Here is a 17,701-nt window from a genome sequence, read left to right on the forward strand (position 1 = left end):
ACCGCGATATCAGCACGGCTGGAAGGACTGGTCCCGGTGACCCACGGAAAGCTGTTCGCACTCAGCGACCAGCACGTCGCCCATGAGGAGAACCGGCGCATCACGGAGTCTCTCCGGCCGGAGTCCGAGGACGACTGGCTGCTCGTCGCGGGCGATGTCGGCGAGAAGTTCGACGACATCGCCTGGGCGCTGAAGCTTCTCGCGGAGCGTTTCGCCCAGGTCGTCTGGGCCCCTGGCAACCACGAGTTGTGGACCCACCCCGCCGACTCCGTCACCCTGCGGGGCACCGCCCGCTACGAGGCGCTGGTCGAACTGTGCCGGGGCCTCGGTGTGCTGACCCCCGAGGACCCGTACCCCGTCTGGCACGGCGGTGAGGCACCCGTCACGATCGCGCCCCTGTTCGTCCTGTACGACTACTCCTTCCTCGCCCCCGGGACCCGCACCAAGGAGGAATCGCTGCGCGTGGCCCACGAATCGGGGGTGGTGTGCACCGACGAGTTCCTGCTCCACCCCGACCCGTACCCGTCGCGCGAGGCCTGGTGCCGGGCCCGGGTCGCCCTCACACAGGAGCGGCTCTCGGCCGTCGACCCCCGGTACGGCACGGTCCTGGTCAATCACTATCCACTGGTACGGGACCCGACGCGGGTCCTGCGCTTCCCCGAGTTCGCCCAGTGGTGCGGCACCGAGCTGACCGCCGACTGGCACCGGCGCTTCCGGGCGGTCGCCGCCGTCTACGGCCACCTCCACATCCCCCGGGTCACCTGGTACGACGGGGTCCGCTTCGAGGAGGTGTCGATCGGATACCCGAGGGAGTGGCGGTCCCGGCCGGCCCGCTCCCCGCTGCGCCAGATCCTGCCCCCGCCCGCATCGGGGCCCACGACATGATCGGCGGCATACTCCCCCCGGACGTGGCCGCCGTGAGCGTGTTCGGTGATCTGTCGCCCCGGGAGGGCTGCGGGCTCTTCCCTGCGGAGACGGCGGCGATCGCCCGTGCGGTGGCGCGCCGCCGCGCCGAGTTCACCACCGTACGGCTGTGCGCGCGGCGCGCCATGGAGCAGCTCGGGCTGCCACCGGCCCCCCTGCTGCCCGGGAAGCGGGGCGCGGTCAGCTGGCCGGACGGCGTGACCGGCAGCATGACCCACTGCGCCGGTTTCCGCGCGGCGGCGGTCGCCCGCACCGACGCCACCGCGTCACTGGGCATCGACGCGGAACCGAACGGGCCGCTGCCCGACGGTGTGCTGGAGGTCGTCTCCCTGCCCCGCGAGCGAGCCGGGCTCGCCGAACTCTCCCGGCAGCGCCCGGAGGTGCACGGGGACCGGTTGCTGTTCAGTGCCAAGGAGTCGGTGTTCAAGACCTGGTACCCGCTGACCCGGCGCGAGCTCGACTTCACGGAGGCGGAGCTCGACTTCGACCCGGCGGGCACCTTCTCGGCGCGGCTGCTGGTGCCGGGGCCCGAGGTGGCCGGGCGGCGGCACGGCACGTTCTCCGGGCGCTGGACGGTGGGGCGCGGCTTCGTCGTGACCGCGATCGCGCTGCCGGCGTGAGATGAACCGCACGACAGAAACAGAGAAAACATTCAACTAACCCCTTCCCCCATACGGCGAACCCAAACAGGGTCACAACTTGAAAACAAGTAAAGGGGTAGTAAATGAACTGCATTGATTGAGTAAATGCTGTTGGATGCGCAACCCCCTCGGTTACGCTCGTGATCGACCAAGCCCGCTCCGATTGTCCTACAGACAATTCGGCGTGAGGGGAATTTTTCCTGACTCGGCACCACCGGGACAGGCCCCCGAACGCCGTTGTTTTATTTCCCAGCAACTTTTCCGAGACTTCCCGCGTCTCCCCTCTCCACTGCACGGTTATACCCTGGATCATTCGTGAGTGTATTCACGCTCCATTTGTCTTAACGAAATCCAGATACCCTAGAGTTGAAGCCCACCGACCTGCGGGCACAAGGGGGGAGCAGCGAATGCCGGCAGCCAGAGGTTCCCACTCGCTCGGGGAGTTCGCACCGCAGGACCGCGGCGCATCGACGCACCGGTTCACCGGGGACGAGGCCCGGTTCGAGCGCGAGGACGTCGCCGCGGGTCTGAGCCTGAGTCCTGAGCAGTCGATCGGCGCGGAGCGGGTGCTGCGCCTCCTGGGCCTGATCCGGTCGGCCCGCGCCGCCGGCGAACTCATCGCCCCGGTGGACGCCGAGGAGGTGGGGGCGATGCTGGCACGGGCGCTCGGAGCGCAACTGCGCGAGCGTCGGCTGTACGAACGTCACCCGGACGGCGCCCGCGACGGCGAGGAGAACCGGCCGGACCGGGAGGGTCCGCCCTCCGCGGCCCCTCCCCCGGCGTGCGACCCCGCCGACGCCGCGGCCTTCCACGCGCTGATCGACGAGCTGAGCACCCGCTGCCGGGAGGAACTCCTCCTCGTCCTGCCGAGTGGCGCCCGCCCCTGCCAGGCCTTCCCGGCCGCCCGGAACATCACCCTGGACCTGCTGGCCCGCGGGGTTCGGGCCCGGCTGATCTACCAGCACGCCATCCGCGGCGACCTGGTCACCCGGTCCCTGGTGCGGGAGCTCACCCAGCACGGGGCCGAGGTCAGGACCAGCGCCGAACTGATCGATCCGCTCGTCGTGTTCGACCGCGAGACGGTCGTTCTGCCCCACTCCCCGGACTCCTCCCGGGGGGCCGGCATGACATCGGCGGCCGCCGTACGGGACCCGGCCGTGGTCGCGTTCGCCTGCGCCGTTTTCGAGAACCTGTGGAACACCGCAAGCCCGCTCATTCCCGACACGAAGAGCACCGCACACACAATCGATGAACTCAAGAAGTCGATAGTGCGCCTTCTGGCAATGGGCCACAAGGACGAAATGGTGGCACGCCGGCTCGGCATATCGGTCCGCACGTGCCGTCGCCATATCGCGGAAATAATGGATGAACAGGGAGCGCTCAGCCGCTTTCAGGCGGGTGTTCATCTGACCCGGGCGGGCCTGGTCGACGAACCCTTTCCGCCGGACCCGACAGCCGCGCCGGGAAAAGAGCCCGGCCTGCCGGGTAATCCCGAGGCCGCGGAAGGGCCCCCGCACTCGACATACACGCCCGGAACGACATCCATGTAACGAACCGGACCGTTACACACGTACCGAATACGTGCCGAAATACCGTTCCACACCGCTCCCCCATGACGACGTCGGCTCCCGGGACCACCGTGTGGTCCCGGGAGCCGACGTCGCTCGGACGGTCAGGGCTACTTGATCCACTCCGACCAGTCCATGTTCCAGCCGTTGAGGCCGTTGTCCGGCTGGATCGTCTTGTCGTGGGAGTTCTTCACGACCACGACGTCGCCGATGAGCGAGTTGTTGAAGAACCAGGCCGCCGGGGTGCCCGGGTCACCGCCGCCGCGGGCGTCCATCATGCCGACGCAGCCGTGGCTGGTGTTGGTGGAGCCGAAGACACCCGAACCACCCCAGTAGTTGCCGTGGATGAAGGTGCCCGACGTGGACAGCCGCATCGCGTGCGGCACGTCCTTGATGTCGTACTCACCGCCGAAGCCGACGGTGTCACCGTTCATCCGGGTCACCCGGAGCTTCTCGCTGATGACCATCCGGCCGTTGTACGTGGTGGTGGCCGGGGCGCCCGCGGAGATCGCGATGTCCTTGACCTGCTTGCCGTCGCGGACGACCTTCATCCGGTGCGAGCTCGCGTCCACGGTGCTGATCTGCCGGCGGCCGATGGTGAACGACACCGTCTTGGTCTGCTTGCCGTAGACCCCCGGGCGTCCCTCGACACCGTCGAGGTCGAGCTTCACGGTCACCTTGGTGCCCGCGGCCCAGTAGTCCTGCGGCCGGAAGTCCAGGCGGTCGTTGCCGAACCAGTGGCCCTCGATCTCGACGGCCGGATCGGCCGTCACCTTGACGGCCTTCTCGACGGCCTCCGGGTCGGTGATGCCACGGGTGAAGTGGATCGAGACGGGCATGCCGACGCCGACCGTGGAACCGTCCTCCGGGGTGTACTGCCCGATGAAGGTGTTCTGCGGGACCAGTGTGGTGAAGGTGGTGTCCTTCGCCGACTCACGGCCCTTCGCGTCCTTCGCCACCGCGTGGACCCTGTACTTGGTCGCGGAGGCCAGATGCCGTTCCGGCTCCCAGCTCGCGCCGTCCGCCGCGATCTTCCCCTCGACCTCGGCGCCCTTGGCGTCGGCGACCTTGACGGTGGTGAGCTTGCCCTGTTCGGCCGAGATCTTCAGCGCCCCGCTGGTGGCGACGGAGTCGGCACCGTCCTTCGGGGCGACCTTCACCACCGCCTGGGAGGCGCTGGTGTCGTCGGTCTTCGCCCCGCCCTTGCCGCCACCCTTGCTCCCGCCGCCGGTGTCCTCACCGCCGCACGCCGTCACCAGGAGCAACAGTGCGCCCAGCACCAGAGCCAGCAGTCCGGTGGCCCCACGTCCACGCCGCCCGCTGTTCGCCCCGGCAGGTGTGCCCGATATCGGCTGCCCGTTCAATGTGGTCGTCTCCCCTCGCACGGCCTGGCCCCGCCAAGACCCTGGGAGCTCTCGGGCTCCCGCCCCCGCGCGCTGCATATGCGCGCTCAGCGAAAGATAATCACACCGGCTGCGGACAGATCTCCCCCGGAATGTCACCGTTCCGTCCCAACTCGTTCAGGAGTTCGCCTGGTGGCGGGCGGTACCGGCGCTGTGGGCGGACGCGACGGACGGCGCGGCCGCACCGGCCGCGCCGTCCGGACGGCTCCGGGGCGGAGCCGAGATGTGCACGGGAGAGCCGCGGCGCCTCAGCGCACGGCGGAACCCGCCTTCCACTGGGTCCAGTTCAGATTCCAGCCGCTCAGCCCGTTGTCCGGGGCGACCTTCTTGTCCTTGGAGTTGACGACCTCGACGACGTCCCCGATGAGCGTCCGGTCGAAGAACCAGCCCGCCGGGGTGGACCCGCTGCCGCCCTGCTCGTCGCGGAGCCCGATGCAGCCGTGGCTGACGTTGGTCGAGCCGAAGATGTCGTCGTCGGACCAGTAGTTGCCGTGCAGGAAGGTGCCGGACTCGGTGAGCCGGACGGCGTGCGGCACGTCCTTGATGTCGTACTCACCGCCGAAGCCGACGGTCCGCCCGTCCATCCGCGTCACCTCGTGCATCTCGCTGACCACCATCTTGCCGTTGTACGTGGTCGTCGTCGGGGAGCCCGCCGTGATCGGGACCGTGGAGACGAGCTGTCCGTCCCGGCGCACCTCCATGGTGTGGGCGGCCGAGTCCACCCGGGAGACCTGCTCCCGGCCCACCGTGAACCTGATCGTCTTGTGCTGGGTGCCGTACACCTGCGGCGCCCCCTCCACATCGCGCAGCGCCACCTCGACGGTGACCTCGGTGCCCGGCTCCCAGTAGGCGGCCGGGCGGAAGTCCAGCCGGTCGGCGCCGAACCAGTGCCCGGCCACCTCGACCGGCGGATCACTGGTCACCCGGATGGCCCGCTGCACGGCCGCGCGGTGGGTGATCGGACGGTTGAACTCGAAGGAGACGATCATGCCGGTGCCGACCGTGGACCGGTTCTCCGGCTTGAAGTAGCCGATGAAGCGGTGTTCGGGCACCACCGTGGTGAAGGTGGTGTGGCGGGCCGAGCGGTGCCCCGCGCCGTCCAGGGCGACCGCGTCGACGCTGTACTTGGCGGCGAGCCCGAGCCGGCCCGCCGCTCCCTGCGGCGTCCACGAGAGGCCGTCCTTCGCGATCAGGCCCCTCACCTCCTGCTCCTGCGCGTCCTCGATCCGGGTCACCTTGACGCTCTCCAGCCGCCCGTCCGGGACCTTCACCTCGACCTTGCTGTCAGGTTTCACACCTTCGGCCCTGTCCTGCGGGGTGATCCGGATCGCCTCCTGCGGCGACCGGGACTTCCCGCCGACGATCGAGCCCGCGCCCGAACAGCCGGTCAGAACGGCCAGTAGGGCCAGTACGGCGAGCAGTCCCGGCCGTGTCAGCACGGTCACCGGGCTCACGCCTGCCTTCTTCGCTACGTGGTTCACGTCCCCCCAACGACCGGGGCCGCTCGGGGGAAACGTGAGTGCGGGCCCACTCGTGGGCAGAACAGAGGAGAGACCACACTCGCGGAGCCGCGGCCGGGACGCCGCGCGCTCCCTTCCGGTGCCGGTCCCCCACGAGCCGCGGGAGGCGAGCAGGTGTCGAGCGCAGCCGAGCAGGAGGCAGTGCCGAAGACGTTTCCGGGACCGCCCGGACAGGCGGCGGAACGGCCGGCAACCGCTCCGGCCGGCCCCGGACAGCGGCCGCCCGCTGTGTGGCCCGGTACGCCGATGCCGCTCGGAGCCCGCTTCCGGGTGGGGCCCGACGGGGTGGCGGGCACCAACTTCGCGCTCTGGGCGGGCGGGGCGGAGGCCGTGGAGCTGTGCCTCTTCGAGGCGGACGGCACCGAGACCCGGCTGCCGCTGACCGAGCTGACCCACGAGATCTGGCACGGTTTCGTGCCCGGCATCGGAGCCGGTCAGCGCTACGGCTACCGGGTGCACGGCCGCTGGGACCCGTGGACGGGCGCCCGCTGGAACGCGGCGAAGCTGCTCCTCGACCCGTACGCCCGTGCGGTGGACGGGTCCTTCACCCTTCCGGCCGAGGTGTACGGCCATGTGAGGGACTGGCCCCAGCAGCAGGTCGCCGACACCGTGCGCGACGAACGGGACTCGGCCCCGTACGTCCCCAAGGGGGTGGTGGTCCACGATGACGACGACTGGGCCGAGGACCGGCGGCCCAAGACCCCATGGGCCGACTCCGTCATCTACGAACTGCACGTCCGCGGCTTCACCAAGCTCCACCCTGGCATCCCCGAGGAGCTGCGGGGCACCTACGCCGGACTCGCGCACCCCGCGGCCATCGGCCATCTGAAGCGCCTCGGGGTGACGGCCGTGGAGCTGCTGCCGGTGCATCAGTTCGCCCACGAGGACCATCTGCTCCGGCGCGGGCTGCACAACTACTGGGGCTACAACTCGATCGGCTACTTCGCCCCGCACGCCGGCTACTGCGCGAGCGGCACCGCGGGCCAGCAGGTCGGCGAGTTCAAGCGGATGGTCCGCGCGATGCACGGTGCCGGGATCGAGGTGATCCTCGACGTGGTCTACAACCACACGGCGGAGGCGGGCGAGCTCGGCCCGATGCTGTCGCTGCGCGGCATCGACAACCGCGGCTACTACCGGCTCCAGTCCGACGCCCGCAGATACGCCGACTACACCGGGTGCGGAAACACCCTGCACGTGGTGCAGCCGAACGTCCTGCGGCTGATCACCGACTCCCTGCGGTACTGGGTCACCGAGATGGGCGTCGACGGCTTCCGTTTCGACCTGGCGGCGGCGCTCGCCCGCTCGATGCACGACGTCGACATGCTCTCCCCGTTCCTCGCGGTGATCGCCCAGGACCCGGTGCTGCGCCGGGTGAAACTGATCGCTGAGCCGTGGGACGTCGGCAACGGCGGCTACCAGGTCGGCGCCTTCCCGCCGCTGTGGACCGAGTGGAACGACCGCTACCGGAACGCCGTACGGGACTTCTGGCGCGGCGCGCTGCCCGACGTACGCGATCTCGGTTACCGGCTGACCGGATCGAGCGATCTGTACGCGTGGGGCGGCCGGCGCCCGTACGCCTCGGTCAACTTCGTCACCGCGCACGACGGCTTCACCCTGCGCGACCTGGTGAGCTACGAGCAGAAGCACAACGAGGCCAACGGCGAGGGCAACCGCGACGGCACCTGCGACAACCGGTCCTGGAACTGCGGCGCCGAGGGCGAGACCGACGACGCCGGCGTCAACGCGCTGCGCCGCCGCCAGCTGCGCAACCTGCTCACCACCCTGCTGCTGTCGACCGGGGTGCCGATGCTCGTCGCGGGCGACGAGATGGGCCGCACCCAGGGCGGCAACAACAACGCGTACTGCCAGGACAACGAGGTCGGCTGGCTGGACTGGTCACTCCTCGAACAGCCGCGGTGGCGGGAGCTGACCGAGCTGACGGCCCGGGTGCTGACCCTGCGCCACACCCATCCGGTGCTGCGCCGCCGGGCGTTCTTCTCCGGCCGGGCGCAGGCCCCGGACGGGCTGCGGGACCTGGCGTGGTTCACCCGGCAGGGGACCGAGATGACGGAGGAGGACTGGTACGCGCCGGCCGCGACGGTCTGGCTCTATCTCTCCGGCCGCGACATCCCGGGCCGGGACGCCCGGGGCGAGCCGGTGACCGACGAGAGCTTCCTGGCCGTGCTGCACGCCGGTGACCGCCCGGCGGACTTCCGGCTGCCGGGACCGCCGTGGGCGCAGAGTTACGAACTGGTCCTGGACACCGCACGGGAGGACCAGTCCACCGCACCGGGCACGGTCCACCGGGGCGACACGGGCCTCACGGTGCCCGCGAGATCGGTGCTGCTGCTGCGGGTACGGGAGTGAGCCCGGCCGCTCAGCCCAGGATGCCGCGGTCGTAGGCCACGGCGACGGCGGCAGCGCGGTCCTTGGCACCCAGCTTGGCGAAGACATGGGCGAGATGGGTCTTCACCGTGGCCTCGCTGATGAAGAGCACGGCGGCGATCTCCCGGTTCGAGTTCCCCTTGGCGACGAGTGCGAGCACCTCGCGCTCACGCGCGGAGAGCGTCTCGCCGCCGGGCCGGGCGGGGGCGCGCACCCGCGAGACGAGACGGGAGGCGATGGCGGGCGACAGGACGGTACGGCCGTCGGCGGCGGCGCGCACCGCGGTGAACAGGTCCTCGCGCGGGGCGTCCTTGAGCAGGTATCCGGTCGCACCGGCCTCGATCGCGGGCAGGGTGTCGGAGTCGGTGTCGTACGTGGTGAGGACCAGAACCCGGGAACGGGCGCCGCGCCGGGTCAGTTCGGTGATCGCCGCGACTCCGCCGCCGCCGGGCATCCGGAGGTCCATCAGGACGACGTCGGGATCGAGCCGGACGGCCATCTCGACGCCCTCGACACCGTCCGCCGCCTCGCCGAGCACCCGGAACTCCGCCGCCGAGTCGAACATGCCCCGCAGCCCGTTCCGTACGACGGGGTGGTCGTCGACGACGATCAGCGTGATGACGCGTGCGGGTTCCTCAGCCATAGCGGCCCACCGTACTGTGCGCGCGGCGGCGCCGTCCCAGAGGTCACCCGACAGCCTGTCAGTCGTCGCGCACCAGTGGGACCCGGGCGCAGACCGCGGTGCCGAGGCCGGGTCCTGTCTCCACCTCGACCGTGCCCGCGATGCGTTCGGCGCGTGCCCTCATGCCGCCGAGCCCGAATCCGCCGGCGCCCCGGTAGGGCGGCAGCGCGGCCGGGTCGAAGCCGCGGCCGTCGTCCCGCACGTCGAGGGTGATCTCGTCGCCCATGTAGGACAGGGTGACGCCGGCCCGGGACGCGGCGGCATGGCGGCCGGCGTTGGCGAGCGCCTCCTCGGCGATCCGGAGCAGGGTGGCGCCGACCTCGTCGTGCAGCGGCTCGGCCGTGCCGGTGACGGTGAACTCGGCGCGGACGCCGGTCCGTTCCGACCAGGTGGTGACCGTCTTCTTGAGTGCGCCGGGGAGGTCGTCGTGCTCCAGCGCGGCCGGCAGCAGATCGTGCACCGAGCGGCGTGCCTCGCCCAGGCTGTGCCGGGCGAGGGCGGTGGCCCGCACCAGGTGTTCCCCGGCCAGCTCCGGATCGGTGGCGGCCGCGGAGGTCACGGCCTGGAGCTGGGCGATGATGCCGGTCAGCCCCTGGGCGATGGTGTCGTGGATCTCGGCGGCCATCCGCCTCCGCTCGTCGGCCACCCCGGCCTCGCGGGCCTGGACCAGCAGTTGGGCGTGGAGGCCGGCGTTCTCCGCCATGGCCTGTTCGAGCCGGGCGTTGGCCGACTCCAGTTCGGTGATCGTGTCGACCTGGGTACGGACCTGATCGGCCTCCCGGTTGCTGATCTGCGCGAAGACCATGGTGAGGGTCCCGTGCAGGGTGAGGAGGATGAGGAAGGTGATCCAGTTCATGAGGCTGACCGGCGGCAGGCCGCTGCCGGACTGCGAACCCGCCATGATGACGGCGGTGGCCAGCATTCCGGCCCGCATGGCCCGTCGCGGAAGCAGCCGGCCCGCGTCGAAGTAGCCGAGCACGGCGAACATGGAGAAGAACGGGTTGCACCAGGTCAGCACGGAGGCGAGAAGCGTGCGGGTGACGAAGTAGAACTGCGCCGCCCGTGACCCCGGCCCGGAGGGGTCGCGGCCCCGCCAGAGCTGGAGGACGAGCGCCACCGGCACGAGGACCGCGACCGTGTACACGTCCCTCCGGGACATGATGAGCTCGGCGGTCACGGCCGAGACCGCGGTGGCCAGGCCGAGCAGTCCGTAGGGTCCGTACCGGAAGAACCGCTCCCACCACTGCTCGGCCGTCGCCACCCGGATCACGGCCGCTCGCTCCCCCGCCCTCATGTCCCCTACTCCCACCGGAAGTTGCGGATCGCGACCCCCGCCGCCAGTACCGTCCACAGCGCCACCACGCCGAGGTACGCCCAGCTCGGCCAGTCTCCGGAGGCCGCCCGGTCCAACGCCTGGGAGGCCGCGCCGAACGGGGTGACCTGGACGATGCGGCGGACGGTGTCGGGCATGGCCTGCACCGGCACCCAGACGCCCGCGGTGAACATCATCGCGAAGAAGACGACCGAGCTGATGGCCGCCGAGATCCTGGTGGTGCGGGAGACCGCGCAGACCAGCGCGCCCAGCGCCAGCACACAGGCCACGGCGAGCAGCAGCGCCAGCAGATAGCCCAAGGGCTGTCCGGGCAGCCGCACCCCGAAGGCGATCCGGCCGACCGCCATCACCAGCAGGGCGGAGCCGAGTGCCGCGGCGCCGTGCAGGACGATCTGCGCACCGAGGAGGGCGGAGGGCCGTACAGGGGTGGTGGACATGCGGCGCAGGATGCCGCGCTCGCGGTAGCCGGTCAGTACGGGCGGCATGGCCTGGAGCCCGGCCATGATCATGGCGAGCAGCACCGCCACGGGGACGTACAGGTCGATGACGCGCCGGCCGCCGAGGCCGTCGTCGTGCTCCCGGAAGGACGGGATCAGTCCCAGGATCGTCGTCAGTACGGTCGGGAAGACGAGGATCCAGAACAGGCTGCCGGGTTCGCGCAGGAAGAGCCTGGTCTCGGACCTGAGGACCGCGAGGGAGGCGCCCGCCGGGGCGGTGCGCGGCACGTGGCCGGTGACGGTGTTCGCTGTGGCCATCTCAGACTGCCCGTTCTGTGAGTTCGTGCCGCTCGGCGGGCCCGGGGTGCTCGGTGAGGTCTCCGGGGTGTTCGGTGAGGTCTGCGCGGTGTTCGGTGAGGTCGAGGAACGCGTCGTCCAGGGTGGCCTCGGCGACGCGCAGCTGGTGCGCGGTGACGCGGAGCCGGGCCAGCAGCGAGATCACGGCGTTGACGGTCTCGTCGGTGCCGTTGATGACGATGCGGCCGTTGCGGCTCTCGCACGAGGCCGCGCCGGGCAGCCGCGCCAGTTCGGCGTCGTCGAGCGGCCGCGAGGGCGTGAAGGAGATGACCGTGGAGCTGCCGGCCCCGGCGATGAGCCCGGACGGGGTGTCGAGGGCGACGACCCTGCCCTTGTCGATCACGGCGATCCGGTCGCAGAGCCGTTGGGCCTCCTCCATGAAGTGCGTGACGAGCAGGACCGTGACCCCGCTCGCCCGTATCTCCTCGATCAGTTGCCAGGTGTCGCGCCGGGCGCGCGGGTCGAGCCCGGTGGTCAGCTCGTCCAGGACCACGACCCTGGGGTTGCCGACGAGCGCGAGCGCGATGGACAGCCGCTGCTTCTGACCGCCGGAGAGCCGGCCGAACCGGGTGGTGAGCTTGGTGTGCAGGCCCAGGCGTTCGGCGAGCGGCCGCCAGTCGGCGGGGTCCGGGTAGAACGCGCTGTACAGGCCGAGCGCCTCGCCCACCGTGATCTTGGGCTGGAGTTCGCTCTCCTGTAGCTGGGCGCCGAGCAGCAGCGTCACCCGGTCGTGGTCCGCCACGGGGTCGAGCCCGGCGACCCGGACCGTACCGGAGTCGGGGACCCGCAGCCCTTCGACGCATTCGACGGTGGTGGTCTTGCCCGCACCGTTGGGGCCGAGAATCCCGAAGATCTCCCCCTCCTCGACGGAGAAGCTCACCCCGTCCACCGCGGGGCGTCCGGCGTAGGCCTTGTGCACCCCGTCCACTTCGATGATTGCCATGTCCACGAGCATCCCGGCCCCGGCCCGCACGCGGTATCCGCCATCGCGCTCGAACCGGCATCAGCCGATCGGCTGATGCCGGCTACGACCGCCGTACGCCCCGTCGGGTACCTGCGTCGGCGGTGGTGGCGGTCCCGGCGGCGGTGCCGGTCTCCTCGCTCCCCGACAGCCGTGCCTCCAGGCGCGCCAGGGCCACCCGCTCGCTCTCCTTGCGCACCGACGACAGCCTGGCGTCGGCCAGGAGCATCGGCAGCATCCACAACAGGCCCCAGGGACCGAACCCGTCGACCACTCCGGTCGTCCGCAGCAGCAGACTCGTCAGCGCCGAGAACGCGACCGACACCCCCCACACCGCCGCCCGGTGACGGGCCACCCAGCGCAGCCAGCCGTTCCCCGGGCCGGAGAGCGTTTCGAGTGTGACGGCGAGAACGGCGGCCCGCTGGTCGTCGGGCCGGGCCCCGGCGGCCTCCGCGGTCCGCACCCGCGCCTCCCGGAGCCCCTGGCCCCTGAGGGCGTCGGCGATCTCGTCGCTCTGTGTCTCGCGCGCCTGCCGCCTCACCGCGCCCTCGGCCGCCGACATCCGCAGGTCCTCCCAGTAGCCGCGGGCGGCCCAGCGGTGGGCTGCCCGCAGCTGTGCGTTCTCCGCGGAGTCGGGGGCGAGCTCTTCGAGGCGCCGGGTCAGCTCCACAGCACCGGCGGCCCGGCCCGGGTACTCGAACGAGTCGCTGCGCAGGCACAGCTCGGCGTACCCGGCCAGCAGCCCGGGGTGGTCCGCGTCCAGGGCCAGGCCCTTCCGGAAGGCTCGTTCGGCCTCGGTGTCGTGGTCGTCGTCGTCCTCCGACGCGTGGGCCACGGCCAGCCGGCAGTACAGGTCGGCGTGCGGACCCGCCTCGTCGAGACGCTGGGTGGCGGTGCGCCGGACCCCGGCGAGGCCTCCCGCCAGAAAGAGCTGCTCACAGGGTTCGCTGTACACATCGGCCGTCGTCATGCGTGCTGCCCCCAGTGCTCACGGACTCGACTGCGCGGATTCCGCGTCCAGCCGCCCCTCCCTCCAGGGGCCGACCAAATATCGGCTGCGGTGGGCACGGCGTCAAGCCGGTTCCGGACGGGAAAAGCAGATGAGCGATGTCAGTGGTGAACCGTAGGCTCGCCCCTGATGCCCGAAGAACATGCAGAGCCCAAGGACCGGTCCGTCGCACGCTCCCTGATGCGGCTGTGGCCGTACGTGAAGCCGGTGCGGGCGCGGCTGTCCGGCGCGGTCGTGATCGCGGTCGTCGCCTCGTGCCTCGGCCTGGTGATCCCGCTGGTGCTGAAGTGGATGGTCGACGGCCCGGTGGCCGAGCGGGACCCCGGCGGCGTCTGGCTGGGGGCGCTGTATCTGCTGCTGCTGGGGATAGCGGAGGCGTTTCTGTTCGGCCTCCGGCGCTGGATGGTGGCGCGCCCGCTGGCCGCCGTCGAGGCGTCGATGCGGGCCGCCCTCTACCGGCATCTGCAACGCCTGCCGGTCGCCTTCCACGACCGCTGGCCGTCGGGCCAGTTGCTGTCGCGCGGCACGACCGACCTGATGCTGGTGCGGATGTTCCTGGCCTTCCCGCTGACCTATCTGGTGGTCAACTCCACCACGATCGTGGTCGGTTTCGTGATCCTGCTCGGCCAGGAGTGGACGCTCGGCCTGGTGCTGCTCGTCCCCGTCGTGCCGCTGATGATCCTCTGCTCGGTCTTCGAGGCGAAGTACTCGCTGGTGGCGCGCACGGCCCAGGACCAGGTCGGCGATCTGACGACGGTGGTCGAGGAGAGCGTGCTCGGCATCCGTATCGTCAAGGGCTTCGGCCGGCACCGCAGCCAGGCCCTCGCGTTCCGCGCCCTCGCGCAGCGGCTGCGGACCACGGAGCTGGACAAGGCGCGGCTGCTCGCGGGCATCTGGGCCCTCATCACGACGATCCCCGAACTCGCCATCGGGGCGGCGCTGGTACTCGGCACGATCGAGGTCGCGGACGGCGGACTGTCCGCGGGCACGCTGGTCGCCTTCCTCTCCACGGCGCTGGCGCTGCGCTGGCCGGTCGAGTCGATCGGCTTCCTGCTGGCGATCAGCCAGGAGTCGGCGACGGCGACCGAGCGGTTCTTCGAGGTGATGGACGTGGCCGAGGAGGAGGAGACCGCGACGGACCGGCCGGCGGCCGGGAGCCCGTCCGGTGGCCCCGCCGAGGATGCCTCCGGGGCAGGCGGCATGGTCTTCGAGGGGGTCCGGTTCCGCTACCCGGACGCGGCGGAGGGCTCCGCTCCGGTGCTGGCCCGGATCGATCTGCGGATCCGTCCCGGCGAGACGATGGCCCTGGTCGGGGCCACGGGCTGCGGCAAGACCACGCTCACCGCGCTCGTTCCCCGGCTGCACGAGGCCACTTCGGGGCGGATCACCCTCGACGGCGAGGACATCACCGCGATGCCGCGCGAGCGGCTGCGGGAGCTGGTGTCCGTGGCGTTCGAGGAGCCGACGCTCTTCTCCGCGAGCGTCGGGGAGAACGTTCTGATGGGCGCCGAGGGTGCCGACGAGGACGAGCTGCGGCGCGCCCTGTCGGTCGCGCAGGCCGACTTCGTCCACGACCTGCCGCACGGGATCGACACCCAGGTGGGCGAACAGGGACTGAGCCTCTCCGGCGGGCAGCGGCAACGGCTCGCGCTGGCCCGTGCCGTCGTCGGCCGGCCGCGCTTCCTGGTGCTCGACGACCCGCTCTCCGCGCTGGACGTGCACACCGAGACACTGGTCGAGGCCGCGCTGCGCAGCGTGCTGCGGAACACCACAGCCGTGGTGGTCGCCCACCGGCCGTCCACCGTGATGCTCGCGGACCGGGTGGCGCTCCTGTCGGAGGGCCGGATCAGCGCGGTCGGCACCCACCAGGAACTGCTGCGCGGCAACGCCGAGTACGCCTGGCTGATGTCCGGCGCGGAACGCCCGGCCGGCGAGGACGCCTGCCCCGGGGGCCCCGGCCCGACCGACGACATCCTGGGCGCGAACGCCCCTGCCGAGGAGGGCAGCAGCCGATGACCAGCACCACGACGGGGCGACCCACGGAAGACGACGGCGACCGCGGCGACTGCGGCGACTGCGGCGACGAGAAGACCGCCCCGGACCCCGGCCCCCAGGACCCGGCGCCCCGGGACTCCTTCGACCGCGACGACCTGCCCACTCCCCGTGGCGCGACGCGCGGGCTGCTCGTCTCGCTGCTCCGCCCGCACCGCGGCCGGGTCGTGGTGGCCGCGCTCTTCCTGCTGGTCCAGCAGATAGCGGTACAGGCGGGTCCGCTGCTCGTCGCGTACGCCATCGACAGCGGGGTGCCCGCGTTCCGGGACAAGGACTACGGGCCGCTGATCGCCGTGGGCATCGGCTACGCCCTGTGCTCCTTCGCCGCGGGAGCCATGCAGTACGCCTTCATCCGGGCCTCGGCCGGCGTCAACCAGGACGCCCTGCTCGATCTGCGCGGCCGGATCTTCCGTCATGCCCAGGCCCTGAGCGTGGACTTCCACGAGCGGTACACCTCGGGCCGGCTGATCTCCCGCTCCACCACCGATGTGGAGTCGCTGCGGGAGCTGCTCAGCGAGGGGTTGCAGGAGCTGATCGGGGTCGTCCTCTCCTTCGTCTCCATCTCCCTGGTGCTGCTCTGGCTGGACTTCGCGACGGGCGCCGTCGCCGTGCTCTCCTTCGCCCCGCTGTATCTGCTGGTACGGCAGTACCAGCGCCGGGCCGGAGTCGTCTTCGCCGCCCGGTCGACGGCGATCGCCGCGGTCATCGTGAAGTTCGCGGAGACGATGAACGGCATCCGCCCCGTCCAGGCGTTCCGCCGGGAGGCGGTCAACGACGCGGCCTTCCGGAAGCTGAACCACGAGCACCGGCGCACGAACGGCGACGCGATGATCGAGAACGCGCGTTACGTCGTCGGGTCCCGGCTGATCGCCAACACCGCGGTGGCCGGAATCGTGCTGTGGGGTGCCTACCGCGTCGCCTCAGGCACCCTCGCCCTCGGTGTGCTGGCCGCGGTGGTGCTGTATCTGCGGCGGCTCTACGACCCGATCGACCGGCTCAGCATGTTCCTCAACTCCTATCAGTCGGCGGCGGCGTCGCTGGAGAAGATCGCGGGTCTGCTGGCCCAGACCCCGACGGTCCCGGAGGCCCTGGAGCCGCGGGAGCTGCCGCCGCTCACGGGCGAGCTCCCGGGCCGCGAGGTGGTCTTCGACGCGGTGAGCTTCGCCTACCGCACGGGTGGTGAGGTGCTGCCCCGCTTCGATCTGACCGTGCCCGCCGGCCAGACGATCGCCGTGGTCGGCTCGACGGGCGCCGGCAAGTCGACGCTCGCCAAACTGCTGGCCCGCTTCTACGACCCGACCGACGGCCGGGTGCTGCTGGACGGCACCGATCTGCGGGACCTCGCCGTCCCCGAACTACGGCGCGGGGTGGTGATGGTGACCCAGGAGGCCTTCCTGTTCTCGGGGACCGTCGCCGAGAACATCGCGATCGGCAGCCCGGACGCGAGCCGCGAGGAGATCGAGCAGGCCGCGAAGGCGATCGGCGCCCACGACTTCATCAGCGGTCTGCCCGACAGCTACGACACCGACGTACGCAAGAGGGGCGGCCGGATCTCGGCCGGCCAGCGCCAGTTGGTCGGCTTCGCCCGCGCCCTGCTGGCGAACCCGGCGGTGCTGATCCTCGACGAGGCGACCAGCTCCCTCGACATCCCGGGCGAGCGGGCGGTCCAGCGCGCGATGGACACCGTGCTGCACGGCCGCACCGCGGTGGTGATCGCCCACCGGCTGTCGACCGTGGAGATCGCGGACCGGGTCCTGGTGATGGAGCACGGCCGCATCGTGGAGGACGGGGCCCCGGCCGACCTCATCGGCGGCACGGGCCGGTTCGCGGGCCTGCACCGCGTCTGGCGGGAGAGCCTGGTCTGAGGGCGGGAGGTCCGCGCCCTTGTGGGGCAGCTCCCTTACGTCATCGGCGTTCCGCGGGCCGGGACGCGCGGCCGGGCAGCTCCCTCGCGAGTGGGCGATCCGGCAGTGGGTCGCGCCCCGAACCAGCCGCCCCGGACCCGCCGGCCCGCCGCAGCACTGGCGGACCGGCCTCGAACTCGCCGCCCGCTGGCTGCGCGCGGTGCACGGGCGGCATCCGTGGATGGCCCGCGCGACGGCCTCCTTCACCCGGCCCAAGGCGTCCCCGCACGCGATGCGGTACACGGAGTGGGTGCTGCGCGCCCTGAAGGACACCGGACTGTCCGACGAGGAGTGGATGGCGCGGAACGAGCCACAGTTCGCAGCCGTCTCGACAGGTGGTCGCTTCCCGGTTCCGCACGCTCTTTTCGAACACGACGACTTCGAGCTCGACCTCGACGTCCTCTTCGATTTCGGGCTACGCAGGACGCTGGACGGCATCGCGGTGATGATCGGCGAAACGTCCGGTTAACGAACATGACCATTACGGCAACGAACGAATTCCGGCCATCTTGTTGACGAGGTCCT

14 protein-coding genes are annotated in these 17,701 nt (G+C 71.2%); 7 read left to right on the forward strand and 7 right to left on the reverse strand.

The genetic code is table 11. The annotated features are described in order from the left end of the window. Window positions 1-36: 36 nt before the first annotated feature. The 3 genes from AB0I52_RS00085 to AB0I52_RS00095 all read left to right on the forward strand — a co-directional run bounded on the left by AB0I52_RS00085 (window position 37) and on the right by AB0I52_RS00095 (window position 3,115). Entirely contained in the window at window positions 37-885 is an 849-nt protein-coding gene (locus AB0I52_RS00085; protein WP_363067341.1) for a metallophosphoesterase, read from the forward strand. Beyond that, on the forward strand, window positions 882-1,544 hold the full coding sequence (locus AB0I52_RS00090) for a 4'-phosphopantetheinyl transferase superfamily protein (protein ID WP_363067343.1): 663 nt from the start codon (window positions 882-884) through the stop codon (window positions 1,542-1,544). Before AB0I52_RS00085 ends, AB0I52_RS00090 begins: the two co-directional genes overlap by 4 nt. Window positions 1,545-1,972: 428 nt before the next feature. Beyond that, the gene (locus AB0I52_RS00095; RefSeq protein ID WP_363067345.1) at window positions 1,973-3,115 is read left to right on the forward strand and encodes a hypothetical protein; all 1,143 of its coding nucleotides are present in this window, start codon (window positions 1,973-1,975) and stop codon (window positions 3,113-3,115) included. Between the two features lie 128 nt (window positions 3,116-3,243). Here the strand turns inward: AB0I52_RS00095 and AB0I52_RS00100 are convergent, their stop codons facing one another. Further along, window positions 3,244-4,497: an Ig-like domain-containing protein gene (locus AB0I52_RS00100; protein ID WP_363067346.1), complete on the reverse strand. Its 1,254-nt coding sequence runs from the start codon at window positions 4,495-4,497 to the stop codon at window positions 3,244-3,246. A gap of 287 nt (window positions 4,498-4,784) precedes the next feature. After that, a complete protein-coding gene (locus AB0I52_RS00105) occupies window positions 4,785-5,990 on the reverse strand; it encodes an Ig-like domain-containing protein (RefSeq protein ID WP_363067349.1) in 1,206 nt (401 codons plus the stop codon). Between the two features lie 207 nt (window positions 5,991-6,197). Here AB0I52_RS00105 and glgX point away from each other — a divergent pair, with 207 nt between their 5' ends. Next, window positions 6,198-8,423: a glycogen debranching protein GlgX gene (glgX, locus tag AB0I52_RS00110; protein WP_363067799.1), complete on the forward strand. Its 2,226-nt coding sequence runs from the start codon at window positions 6,198-6,200 to the stop codon at window positions 8,421-8,423. Between the two features lie 10 nt (window positions 8,424-8,433). Here glgX and AB0I52_RS00115 read toward each other — a convergent pair whose 3' ends face one another. The 5 genes from AB0I52_RS00115 to AB0I52_RS00135 all read right to left on the reverse strand — a co-directional run bounded on the left by AB0I52_RS00115 (window position 8,434) and on the right by AB0I52_RS00135 (window position 13,181). After that, on the reverse strand, window positions 8,434-9,084 hold the full coding sequence (locus AB0I52_RS00115) for a response regulator transcription factor (protein ID WP_363067351.1): 651 nt from the start codon (window positions 9,082-9,084) through the stop codon (window positions 8,434-8,436). Window positions 9,085-9,142: 58 nt separating this feature from the next. Continuing rightward, complete coding sequence (locus AB0I52_RS00120) at window positions 9,143-10,417, reverse strand: sensor histidine kinase (protein WP_363067353.1); 1,275 nt, start codon at window positions 10,415-10,417, stop codon at window positions 9,143-9,145. A 5-nt stretch (window positions 10,418-10,422) separates the two neighbouring features. Beyond that, complete coding sequence (locus tag AB0I52_RS00125) at window positions 10,423-11,211, reverse strand: ABC transporter permease (protein ID WP_363067355.1); 789 nt, start codon at window positions 11,209-11,211, stop codon at window positions 10,423-10,425. A gap of 1 nt (window position 11,212) precedes the next feature. Beyond that, complete coding sequence (locus tag AB0I52_RS00130; protein WP_363067356.1) at window positions 11,213-12,193, reverse strand: ABC transporter ATP-binding protein; 981 nt, start codon at window positions 12,191-12,193, stop codon at window positions 11,213-11,215. A gap of 82 nt (window positions 12,194-12,275) precedes the next feature. Next, window positions 12,276-13,181 carry a hypothetical protein gene (locus tag AB0I52_RS00135; RefSeq protein ID WP_363067358.1) on the reverse strand — a complete coding sequence of 302 codons (906 nt, stop codon included), beginning with the start codon at window positions 13,179-13,181 and terminating at the stop codon, window positions 12,276-12,278. 168 nt (window positions 13,182-13,349) lie between these two features. On the opposite strand from AB0I52_RS00135, the gene AB0I52_RS00140 reads away from it, so the two are divergent. Genes AB0I52_RS00140 through AB0I52_RS00150 form a run of 3 tightly spaced genes read left to right on the forward strand, consistent with a single transcriptional unit; the run spans window position 13,350 to window position 17,645 of the window. Beyond that, the gene (locus AB0I52_RS00140) at window positions 13,350-15,236 is read left to right on the forward strand and encodes an ABC transporter ATP-binding protein (RefSeq protein WP_363067360.1); all 1,887 of its coding nucleotides are present in this window, start codon (window positions 13,350-13,352) and stop codon (window positions 15,234-15,236) included. Next, entirely contained in the window at window positions 15,233-17,137 is a 1,905-nt protein-coding gene (locus AB0I52_RS00145; RefSeq protein WP_363067362.1) for an ABC transporter ATP-binding protein, read from the forward strand. Before AB0I52_RS00140 ends, AB0I52_RS00145 begins: the two co-directional genes overlap by 4 nt. A 19-nt stretch (window positions 17,138-17,156) precedes the next feature. Continuing rightward, the gene (locus AB0I52_RS00150; protein ID WP_363067364.1) at window positions 17,157-17,645 is read left to right on the forward strand and encodes a TetR/AcrR family transcriptional regulator C-terminal domain-containing protein; all 489 of its coding nucleotides are present in this window, start codon (window positions 17,157-17,159) and stop codon (window positions 17,643-17,645) included. The last annotated feature ends 56 nt before the right edge of the window (window positions 17,646-17,701 follow it).

This window comes from Streptomyces sp. NPDC050423, from assembly GCF_040655445.1.
Classification (GTDB): domain Bacteria; phylum Actinomycetota; class Actinomycetes; order Streptomycetales; family Streptomycetaceae; genus Streptomyces.

Bases quoted from the DNA above. Each gene is read 5' to 3' on its own strand.
- AB0I52_RS00125 (WP_363067355.1), bottom strand. From the start codon at position 11,211: ATGGCCACAGCGAACACCGTCACCGGCCACGTGCCGCGCACCGCCCCG.
- AB0I52_RS00120 (WP_363067353.1), bottom strand. From the start codon at position 10,417: ATGAGGGCGGGGGAGCGAGCGGCCGTGATCCGGGTGGCGACGGCCGAG.
- AB0I52_RS00140 (WP_363067360.1), top strand. From the start codon at position 13,350: ATGCCCGAAGAACATGCAGAGCCCAAGGACCGGTCCGTCGCACGCTCC.
- AB0I52_RS00145 (WP_363067362.1), top strand. From the start codon at position 15,233: ATGACCAGCACCACGACGGGGCGACCCACGGAAGACGACGGCGACCGC.
- AB0I52_RS00095 (WP_363067345.1), top strand. From the start codon at position 1,973: ATGCCGGCAGCCAGAGGTTCCCACTCGCTCGGGGAGTTCGCACCGCAG.
- AB0I52_RS00115 (WP_363067351.1), bottom strand. From the start codon at position 9,084: ATGGCTGAGGAACCCGCACGCGTCATCACGCTGATCGTCGTCGACGAC.
- AB0I52_RS00090 (WP_363067343.1), top strand. From the start codon at position 882: ATGATCGGCGGCATACTCCCCCCGGACGTGGCCGCCGTGAGCGTGTTC.
- AB0I52_RS00130 (WP_363067356.1), bottom strand. From the start codon at position 12,193: ATGGCAATCATCGAAGTGGACGGGGTGCACAAGGCCTACGCCGGACGC.
- AB0I52_RS00135 (WP_363067358.1), bottom strand. From the start codon at position 13,181: ATGACGACGGCCGATGTGTACAGCGAACCCTGTGAGCAGCTCTTTCTG.